Annotated in this window: 1 pseudogene; it reads right to left on the reverse strand. The window is 69.4% G+C overall.

From position 1 onward, the window contains the following. A pseudogene (locus tag DSP71_RS21620) lies at window positions 1–656 on the reverse strand (hypothetical protein); the annotation flags it as partial.

Genomic DNA, 656 nt, shown 5'->3' on the forward strand with positions numbered 1-656 from the left:
GCAGTTCCTGCCACGCGGTCGCCCACTGCCGCACCGACGCGGCAACGGTGTGGTCGCCGACGAGCTCGTCGAGGAAGGCGACGTCGCCCGTGAAACGTACGTAGTCGTGCACGAGGCGGGTCATGGCGTAGTCGTTCACGGAGTACCAGCGGCCGACCGGGCCTCCGGTGAGGGACGAGGTGCCGAAGTGCGAGTGGATGTCGAGGGAGATCCAGTGCCGCACCTGGTTCCGCATCTCGTCGGGGTCGAGCAGGGCGTGGCTCACCGAGCTGAGGCTGTAGTCCCAGATGAACGTGGTCGTGCCCCAGTAGTTGGGCATGAGAGTGTCGTACGAACGCCCGAGCACGTTGCCGGCGAAGTCGCGGCGGAACCAGATCACGCCCAGCACCGCCCACCAGTACAGGCGACGCAGGGGTGCGGAGGCGGTGTCGAGCACGGGTAGTGCGCCGGAGAACTCGGTGTCGCTGGGGTCGAACGCGGCGCGGAGCTGTCGGTTCCAGAACTCTTCGGCTGAGGCGACGGCACCGGGGATGTCACCGGCGACGTCGGCCCAGGTGGCCTTCGCGTCGGACTCGTCGAGGCCGATCGCCTGCACGAAGCCGGTGCGCGCGGTTCCGCCGGCGGGCACGGTCAGCGTGGTCGCGAGCTCGCCGCCG

This window comes from Microbacterium sp. H6, assembly GCF_003314775.1.
Taxonomy (GTDB): Bacteria; Actinomycetota; Actinomycetes; order Actinomycetales; family Microbacteriaceae; genus Microbacterium; species Microbacterium oxydans.